Annotated in this window: 8 protein-coding genes; 1 reads left to right on the top strand and 7 read right to left on the bottom strand. The window is 60.1% G+C overall.

Annotated features, from left to right (window positions below; translation table 11 throughout):
- From ACFWU5_RS24625 to ACFWU5_RS24635, 3 genes are all read right to left on the bottom strand, one after another.
- Window positions 1–1,162: hypothetical protein (locus tag ACFWU5_RS24625; protein ID WP_379269134.1), on the bottom strand; the 1,162-nt coding region annotated here is incomplete at its 3' end.
- Window positions 1,149–2,081, bottom strand: a complete 933-nt coding sequence (locus tag ACFWU5_RS24630) for a hypothetical protein (protein WP_379247299.1) — start codon at window positions 2,079–2,081, stop codon at window positions 1,149–1,151. The genes ACFWU5_RS24625 and ACFWU5_RS24630, both read right to left, overlap by 14 nt.
- Before the next feature lie 623 nt (window positions 2,082–2,704).
- Window positions 2,705–4,804 (bottom strand): hypothetical protein, encoded by a 2,100-nt coding sequence (locus tag ACFWU5_RS24635; protein ID WP_379247297.1) that lies wholly within the window; start codon window positions 4,802–4,804, stop codon window positions 2,705–2,707.
- A 487-nt stretch (window positions 4,805–5,291) separates the two neighbouring features.
- Here ACFWU5_RS24635 and ACFWU5_RS24640 point away from each other — a divergent pair, with 487 nt between their 5' ends.
- Window positions 5,292–6,314 carry an IS630 family transposase gene (locus ACFWU5_RS24640; protein ID WP_379269150.1) on the top strand — a complete coding sequence of 341 codons (1,023 nt, stop codon included), beginning with the start codon at window positions 5,292–5,294 and terminating at the stop codon, window positions 6,312–6,314.
- Window positions 6,315–6,392: 78 nt separating this feature from the next.
- Here ACFWU5_RS24640 and ACFWU5_RS24645 read toward each other — a convergent pair whose 3' ends face one another.
- The 4 genes from ACFWU5_RS24645 to ACFWU5_RS24660 form a co-directional block, all read right to left on the bottom strand.
- Window positions 6,393–7,472, bottom strand: coding sequence for a DUF6301 family protein (locus ACFWU5_RS24645; protein ID WP_379247295.1), 1,080 nt, complete (start codon window positions 7,470–7,472; stop codon window positions 6,393–6,395).
- A 91-nt stretch (window positions 7,473–7,563) separates the two neighbouring features.
- Window positions 7,564–7,860, bottom strand: a complete 297-nt coding sequence (locus ACFWU5_RS24650; protein ID WP_379247293.1) for a hypothetical protein — start codon at window positions 7,858–7,860, stop codon at window positions 7,564–7,566.
- Window positions 7,861–8,021: 161 nt separating this feature from the next.
- Window positions 8,022–8,366: a hypothetical protein gene (locus ACFWU5_RS24655; protein WP_379232429.1), complete on the bottom strand. Its 345-nt coding sequence runs from the start codon at window positions 8,364–8,366 to the stop codon at window positions 8,022–8,024.
- A 35-nt stretch (window positions 8,367–8,401) separates the two neighbouring features.
- Complete coding sequence (locus ACFWU5_RS24660) at window positions 8,402–8,560, bottom strand: hypothetical protein (RefSeq protein ID WP_379247291.1); 159 nt, start codon at window positions 8,558–8,560, stop codon at window positions 8,402–8,404.
- Between the last annotated feature and the right edge of the window lie 156 nt (window positions 8,561–8,716).

Raw genomic sequence — 8,716 nt, forward strand, 5'->3', positions numbered from 1 at the left:
CAGCTACCTGGTTGACCACCCCACCGAACAGGCCCCCGATCCCGCTACCCAGCCTGCCGAGCGCGTCTTTCACCTCGGTGATTACCGAGGTGAATGGCGCGAGGCACGCAGCGAACACCTTCTTGAAGTAGTCGCCGACTGGCTCGAGCACGTTCTTCTTCACCGTGTCGAAGGCCTTCTTCACCGAATCCCAGTGCTCGACGAGCAGCCCGATCACGACGATCGCGATCTCGATCGCCGCGACGATCTTGCCGATCACCGATTTGCCGACAGCCTTGTTGAGCTTGGTCTGGGACTTGTCCCACTTGTTCGACGCGGCCTCGACGCTCTTCTGAGCACCCGCTGATTCCTTGTGCGCCTTCGCCAGATCGTCGAAACCCTTCGACGATTTGTCGACGTTCTCGGTCATCTTCTGGCTGGTCGTCGCGTGCGCGCCAAGGTTCTTGACGTCGCCGCGCAGCACCGAGGTTCGATCCTTGAGCGCCTTGGTCTCATCGGTGATCGGTTTGGTACCGCCCGCATTCGACTTACCCTGCGACGCTTTATCCTTCGCCGCACTCGCCGTGTCTTTGACCTGCGAGACGGCATTCGACAGGCTCGCCGGATCAGCCATTGCGGCGAGATAGTCCTTGCCCTGCGCAAGGGCGGCTCCACCGAGCCCGCTCAGCGCGGCCTTGGGATCAGCGACGGCCTGGCGCCAGTCAACTCCTGACGTCATCGCGCCCATCGCCAGACCGCCGGCCAGACCAGCGCCGCCGCGCACCTTCGCGCCGAGCCCGCCCCGGGGCCGACCCTGCGGCTTCGAGGGCTTGCGTGGCTTCACCGACTGTCTTGGCGGTGTGGCCGTTGGTCGCGCGCCCCTAGGTGGTTTGACCGGAGCCGGTCGGTTCTGCTTCTCGTATTGTATTGGTGTTTCTCGTCTTTCGACGTTGGGCTGGCCGCCCCTCGAGTGATCGGAGTCAGCAACGTCGGCTTTCGACGACTCCCCCGAACTCTTCACATCGGACTTGCCCGCGCCGCCCTTACCTTTGTCGCCGGCGTCGAGTGGATCGCTCGCGGACAGCGCCGCGCGCAATGCGGCGTCGAACTGCGCGTCGCCTTTACTGCTCATCGTTGTAACCACTCCCTGAGGTGTCCGAAAGGTTGGGCTAGCGCGACCCACCCGCGTAGGTGAGCGCGCGTTGCGCGTGCACGGCGCGCGACCGCGCGAAACTGGTGTCGGTCCCGCGGTCGAGCGCGATGGTGGTCGAACGGTCGATCGCGCGAACTGTCGCGCCGGTCCGCCGCACGCCACGCGGTGGGGCGATATGCGGACTCTTGGTCAGCGCCGACCGGCCCGTGTCGGCACCGGCCACCCGCAGGTGATCACTGCCGACCGCAGCCATCACCGCTCGCTTCGGGCCCCCGGCGTCAACGACGATCTCGTCGGTCGAGCCGGCCGGTGCCTTGGCGCGGCTCGCGCCGACAAGACCACCGTCGGCCATATGCGCCTGCGCCCACTGCGTCATGGCATCCGCAACGCCGCCCACGCCTGGGAACCACCGAAACTCGCCGAGGAGACTGGCGACCCTATCGACGACCACCGCGACGTAATGAACCATCTTCTGGAACACCCCACCCACGGTCGAACACAGCGCGTTGAATGCGCCGGAGACAGCCGTACTGATGTGGGTGAAAGGCTTCAGGACCTCGCCGAACTGCTCCTGGAAGAACTTGCCGACCGGATCGAGCACCTTCTCCTTGACGACACTGAACGCCGCCTTGATCTCGTCCCAGTGCTCGATGATGAGCGTGATCGCGAGAATCGCGGCACCCAGGGCGAGGGTGAACCAGCCCAGCGGCGACGCGTTCCACACCAGGTTCAACGCGGTCTGCGCCACCGTCCACAACTTGGACGCGCCACCGATGATCTTCTGCACGGTTGACGCGGTGCGAATCGCCTTGGTCAGCTTCTTGAGGTTCTTGGCGACACCGCCGATCTTGCCGACCATCTTCTTGCCGGCACCCGCGTGATCCTTGATGGCCGCGACGTTTTCCTTGAACGCACCGCCCAGGTTCTTGAAGGCATTCGCCTCATCCATGAGCCCTTTGGTGTCGACCTTGCCACCCTTGGGTTTGCTCCCCTTCGGTCCTCCAGGTTTGCCAGCCGCCGGGGATTTCGCAGGGGGACGTTTCGCCAGGTCTACCGGCTTGCCCCTATTCGGGGGTGCCGCAGTCTTTTTCGGACCAGCCGCTGCCAGCTTCTGCCCTGTGGCCGCCTGCTTCCAGTCGACACCGGGCGGCTTCGCGCCCGCACGACCACCGCGCGCCGGCGGCTTCGGCGCAGCGCCACGCTTCGGCTTGTCGGCCTTACTCGGCCGAATCGGCTTCCTCGGTGCCCCAGCCGTGGGGCGTGTGCCCCTGGGATGATCGTCGGCCTTGGGCGGATTCGCCTGTCGCGGTGCGGGTTTGGATGTAGAAGGCCGAGGCGAAGGGCTCCTGCTGGGCTTCTTCTTATCTTGTGCCGCATCGTTTTTCGGATTCTGGTCCGTTGTGTCGTTGAGCCCGTCCAAAGAGACCGGATGGATCTCGATGTGAAAGCCAGCCAACGGACCCGGATCACCCTGCGGTTTCGAATCACTCATCGTTTCCAACCTTTCCGATCTCTTGAGAATTTCCGCCGTCTACTTGTCAAGACCGAGTCAACCGAGTAGCGGTCACCTGGCTACACGCCAACCGGGCTGAACCGCGCATCCTGCACGGCCTGCAACATCCGGATCTGCGCGAACGCCGCGTCGACATCAGCAACCCGCACATCAAATGTGCGCGGACCAGGCCCGTTATCCGTACGAGGCAACGCACCGTCGTGCAGGAACGGCGGCCGATACACATACCCGATCTTGCGCTCCTCAGCCTGGGCGGCACGCAACACCGACCGATCGATCACAGCCATCACCTCGATGCCGGACCCCCTACGCGGCGCGGGCCGGCCTTGCCCACCCACCAAACCACCGTCAGCCAACCGCTCAGAAGCCCAAGCCACCATCGCATCACCGACACTCTTCAACCCGAACGACTTGTTGACCGGGAATCCGATATTTATCTCGAGCCGCTGGAAAATCTCACCGATCGCCTTCACAATCCCCGCGACCGTCGACCGCACCGCACCAACCGCACCACCGACAACCCCACCCATCCCATTGAACCCGGCCATCACCGCATCAAAAACCAAACGATACGGCGTCACATAAACCTTGAACGCCGTCATGAAGAACTCAGCCACCGGCGTCAAAACGTTCTTCAACACCCAATCAAACGCAGCCCGAATCTCATCCCAATGCTCCACAATCAACTGAATAATCGGCACCGCCGCCGAAATAGCCGCCGCTACCGTCCCCACCGGCGAAAACAACATCGCAATATTCAGCAACTCCTGCGCAAAAGCCCAGTCATTCGAAACCTTCTCGATCAACTCCTGAGCCTTAGCAGAATCAACGACGTCAGAAACAAACGCCGACATCTTCGCCGCCGCATCTCCAGCCATCGTCGCCAACCTGTTCAAACCATTCTGAACATGATCCTTGAACGACGACAACATCCTGCCAAACTCGACAGCCTTCGCCTTTAGTACCGCTAGTGTTCCACCATCAGACTGAGCGTCACCTCCTGCACCTTCGACAACTTGGCCGGGCCGTGTCGAATTTTCCGTCGACATCGGCAGCCCTTGCCCGATAGCGTCGAAGTTCTCGACTATCGACGGCGGATCGGCTGCAGCGCCCGCGACCCCCTGTGACGTCACCAAACTTACCGCAAGTAGGCCACCCGCTACGCCAACCTTCTGAGCTTTCGGATTGCGAACCAGTTTCCTGAATTTCGGCGAACGCACAAGATCGACCATCTCACTACCGATAGTAAATCTCGACCACGTTGGCGTGCCAATGACCTGTCGACCAGTCGGTTTACCATCGGGGCTCATCTCGTCTACATACGGAGCATGCACCTTAAGATAATCGAGCTTGACCTTTCCATGGCCCGCCAGGGTCTCATAGAAGGTAGTGTTGTTTCTCGCGTCATAGTCTTTTAGTCGCTTTAGGAAGAGTTTATCTTGACGAAGTTTGTACCGGATATACAGACGCGTTCCTTGCAGAACTCGCCACTGCCGGCCATGGTCGTCTCGTACATTCGCTTTGCTTAGGCCACTAGTGTTGGCCTTTGCTTCAATTACAACAATCTTGTCGCCGACAATAGCCACGACATCGACGGTGTGCGCCCCTCTACGCAATTGTTCGTCACCATCAAGCGGAAGCAGAACCTCGCCGCCGTGCTCACGTATTAGGTGCCTGAGATACGCAATTGAAACCATTTCGCCGACAGTATTGCCACCGGTTTGACGAGAAGACTTATTCCGCCTATTTTCGACGAATCCACGACCATAGGACTTTATCCGCTCTACCGCCGGAGAGTCGGTGGGGCGCGGCGAGAGCATCGCGTCGACCTCTTGCACATCTTGCGGAATAGCGCTACCGGGCACCTTGATGCTCTGGAAGACATAGCCATGGCGAGCGAGGACATCCGAAAGATGCTTCCGATAGTTACTCTTCTGGCCGATCTTCTTGGTGAGCTCACTCCACGACAATCCATCTGCCCGTAATGAATTCGCTTCGACTTCCAAGTCGACATCCGGTCTCGTCGAAGAGAAATCCGCTTGCGACTTCTGAATTAGGTCATTAACCCTATTCTTATCATCCTCCGATAACTCGAAGCTTTTGGGTTCTCCTTGTTCAACTTTCGCACCGTCGGAAATAGGTGTATTATTCTTGTGCATTTTCGCAATTCACCAAGGGTATGGCTGAGCCTCAATCCCCACCTAGTCGGTCAGATCGGTACCTCAGCGTTTGGGCATGAGGCTTTGACCTCATTAAGGATCACGCGTCGTAGGAGGGAATTGACCATGGCAGGTGGATATAGATGCAGCCAGAATAGGACTCTTTGCATGCACCAACGCCGCAGCCCTGCGACGCAGCAAGTGACTGAACGCTGCTGGTGGCCACAGAATTCTCGCGGCAATCGATGGAGCCAACACGTTTCTAACGTGGGCCTACACAACGACGAGTCGGGCGAGGCAAGGTTTTTCGATGGCAACTCAAGGCTGCAACTTCACCATCATGACGTGAGCCGCCGCAGAATAACCTAGATGTGCACGTAGCTCAGTCAGCTAGCGGAGTTGGGACTATTGACCCAGAACTGAATGTTTGCGGTGTGTAAGGGTTTTCGTGTAGATCTGCTGCGTGGGCGATGATCTGAGGGTGGACATGCGCAGGTTGGCTCCAGGACAGCAGGAAGCGTTGCGAATGCGGGTCGTCGCGGCGCTGCGCGACGGCATGACCGGCGCTGAAGCGGTGCGAGTGTTCGGGGTCTCGGAGAACTCGGTCCGGAACTGGAAGGCCCGCTACGCTTTTGGCGGGGTGGAAGGGTTGGAGTCACGACGATCGGGCCGCAAGGCTGGTACCGCACGGAAGTTGACTCCAGATCAGGAGTCCGCGCTGGTAGAAGCGGTGATCGAGTTCGAACCCGAACAGTTGGGGTTGAAGGGCAAGTTGTGGACGCGTCGCAAGGTCAGCGAGCTGGCACGCGCGTTGTTCGGGGTGCATTACACCGAGGAAGGTATGGGAAAGCTGTTGCGGCGCATGGGCTTGTCGTTTCAGCGACCCGACCGGCGCGCGATCGAGGCTGACCCCGCCGCGATGGCGCAATGGGTGCAGGTGACCTACCCGGCGCTGGTCAAGCGCGCGAAAGAAGAGGGCGCGGTGATTCTGTTCGGTGACCAGGTCGGTGTGCGCTCGGATCATCTCTCGGGCGCGACCTGGGGTCGAGTGGGGCAGACTCCGACGGTGGCACGGACGGGAAAACGGTTCTCCCTCAACGCGATGTCGGCGATCTCTACCCGTGGTGACATGCGGTTTACTGTGTTCGCTGGGCGGTTCGACACCGCGGAGTTCCTCGCCTTCTGCAAGCGGTTGATCGCCGGATACGACACCAAGATCCACCTCGTCCTGGACGGGCATCCGGTGCATCGCTGCAAAGCGACCAGAACATGGATGGCCGCTCACGCCGACGCTATCGAGTTGCACTACCTGCCGCCCTACGCACCGCACCTCAACCCCGACGAGCTGGTCAATGCCGACCTCAAGCGCACCCTGGCGGACAAGCCCATCGGAAACGTGGACCAGTTGGAGCTGGCGGTGCGGGCATTCTTCCGGCGAGTTCAGAAGCTACCGGACCGTGTTCGTGGCTATTTCCAAGGCCCACACACGATCTACGCTTCAACCATTTAGTTCTGGGTCAATATCTACGCGACTCGCGGTATCGCATGTCGCCGAAATATCAATGACTAAAGTGCTACTTATGATAATTCACCGCAAGCGACTATCGGCGCTTTTAAACGCAACAATATCCGGAATAAGCGCAGATTGATCGTTCCAGATAATCAGTTGGACGTCCGCGGGTCCATTAACACTCAAGACATCACACAGGATCATGACAGCGGCTTCGGCAATTGCTTCATACTCATGGTAGCGGCCAGGCCACACCATCGACCGTTCCCAATCAGCATTGTGCATCGCGGGAGCGTCTGTCCAGCCGAGCCCGACCCATTTTGCTCGATCTTCCTGAGCCATTTTATCCAAGCCGAGGCACCTATCGGCGCTCGGGATCAGACATAATAGCTCGTGCCACCCCATCTCGAACCGCACACCACTACCTTCACTGGTTGCGAGTGCAAGCTCACCGTTTACCGGCAATCGCGACAGAGTCAACGCCAATGCGGAAGTGAACTCGCGCCACGTGCGAGGGAACCCGTCTTGTTGACTTGAAACTTCAATGTTGTCGTCGTCGCGATCATCATCATCAAAGTCGCCATCATCATCAAAGTCGTCGTCATCCTCAAAGTCATCGTCATCCTCAAGGTCGACGTGATCTTTAGCGATCCGATTCAGATGATCTTGATATACCGGGTTAACGAGGCTCAGCTGGACCGAACCGTCCTGCCGATCAGTCGACAGAAAGATCACAATCCCAGGAAGGCTCCAGACGACCTTCAGATTCATGTCGTTGACACGATGGTGTGGTGACCCGAATTCTATCGAAAGTCGGCCGGCGAGCTCGGCAAAACTGTTAGTCAGATGTATCCGGCCTTCCGGCTTGGACTCGTCCACCGTGTCAGCCAAGTACACGAGTAATTCCTTGGCTTCTTCGCCTCTAATCCCCATACGATCAAAGAACGCGGGGTCATAGACCGCATGTCCAACGGGATGCGTGATACTGAGACTTGTCCGAATCTTCGCGAATTGAGGACCACGCCCGGTATCCACACTTGACGCGAGTGTCCAACCGGCTTCGTGACAGAATCGTCCGACACTTTCGATCGTCCAAGACCAGTCGAAACCCACTGCGAGGCGCGCGATGTGGACGGCTCCGTCAATGTCGGTATGCATGTTCGGATACTACTTCCTACGACGTGAGTGGCGTTGGTCAGATCAGTTTCCCGAACCCGAGCGAGCGTCGGTGAGCACTGCACAGCAGGTCTCAACTGATTGCGGGTTTGAAGATGTCGACGATGCTGTTCATTGTCGACAGGCGGCGTTCCTCGCGGACTGCGTCCATCGCGGTCTGCGGACGGGGCATCGGCTTCACCTGGGGTGGATCCGCGCCGGCTGCCGCGATCACAGCAGCTTGGACGCCTTGTAGCCCGTCGATGATCGACAGCAGCAGATACGTGTCGAGGGTGTAGCCCTCTGGGGTCGGCGGCTCTTCGGCATCTGGATCGGGATCGGATTCCTCCATGTCGAGCCAGTACTCGGCGAGCTCACGGTCCAACGCCAAGGCCGTCTTGTAGTGCGACCCGCGCGGCAGGCGGTCCTTGAACCGCCAGATGGTGCGCCAGTCGCGGGTGCGGAACTCGATGGGCCCGAAGCAGTCTCGGATGTCGATGCCGCGCTCGAGTAGGTCGTATTCGAGCGCGGCACCGAACTTGTCCCAGAACTCTACGAGCCCTCGGATCCCCCCGGCAGCTCCATGGCACCTTCGCCGTAGAAGTGGGCGTACAGATCGTTCTGGAAGGCGACCCATTCGTCGATGGGGCGGTCGGCGAACAGGTCGTCGACCGCCTCGTAGACATCGCCCAGCAGAATCCGCAGCTGGTCTTCTTCGTCGTCGGTCTCGGCCAGCTGACGTGCCTGACGGCGGGTCAGTGGCTGGATCGCGATGTCGGCGGTCAGGTGGTAGGGGCCGCGTCGCTTGGCTGCCAGCTCGCGCTGGATCTCGTAGAAGCGGCCTTCGTCACCGCCGGCCACCTTTGTAGACGTCGACGTTTTGCGGGGTGCTGCCATCAGGGGATCTCCGGTTTCGTTGTGGTGGAACGTAGTTACTTGGCGGGCTTGGTCGCGACGGCCTGCTTGACGTCTTCCTTGACGCGGTGGCCGAGACCGAACTTGGCGTCACCGAACGCCGAGGCGTCGAACACCTGGTAGTCGTGAGTGCCGTCGGTCATGGTGACCGGGAACTGGGTGGGGATAAAGGACACGGGTTTGCCCCGCTTTCTCTCCGGAAGCTGACAGGAAGTGGTGGGGGGGGGGGGGGCCGGGGTCAACGGCCGCCGCCCCCCGGGGGGGGGGGGGGGCGGGGGACAACATAGACGCCCGGTGAGACGGGGCAGCGGCGGGGGCCCGCGGGGGGGGTG

The organism is Nocardia sp. NPDC058640 (assembly GCF_042716995.1).
GTDB lineage: Bacteria > Actinomycetota > Actinomycetes > Mycobacteriales > Mycobacteriaceae > Nocardia.

Coding starts and splice junctions, on each gene's coding strand:
- ACFWU5_RS24630 (WP_379247299.1), bottom strand. CDS start 2,081: ATGGATGAGGCGAATGCCTTCAAGAACCTGGGCGGTGCGTTCAAGGAA.
- ACFWU5_RS24635 (WP_379247297.1), bottom strand. CDS start 4,804: ATGCACAAGAATAATACACCTATTTCCGACGGTGCGAAAGTTGAACAA.
- ACFWU5_RS24640 (WP_379269150.1), top strand. CDS start 5,292: ATGCGCAGGTTGGCTCCAGGACAGCAGGAAGCGTTGCGAATGCGGGTC.
- ACFWU5_RS24645 (WP_379247295.1), bottom strand. CDS start 7,472: ATGCATACCGACATTGACGGAGCCGTCCACATCGCGCGCCTCGCAGTG.
- ACFWU5_RS24655 (WP_379232429.1), bottom strand. CDS start 8,366: ATGGCAGCACCCCGCAAAACGTCGACGTCTACAAAGGTGGCCGGCGGT.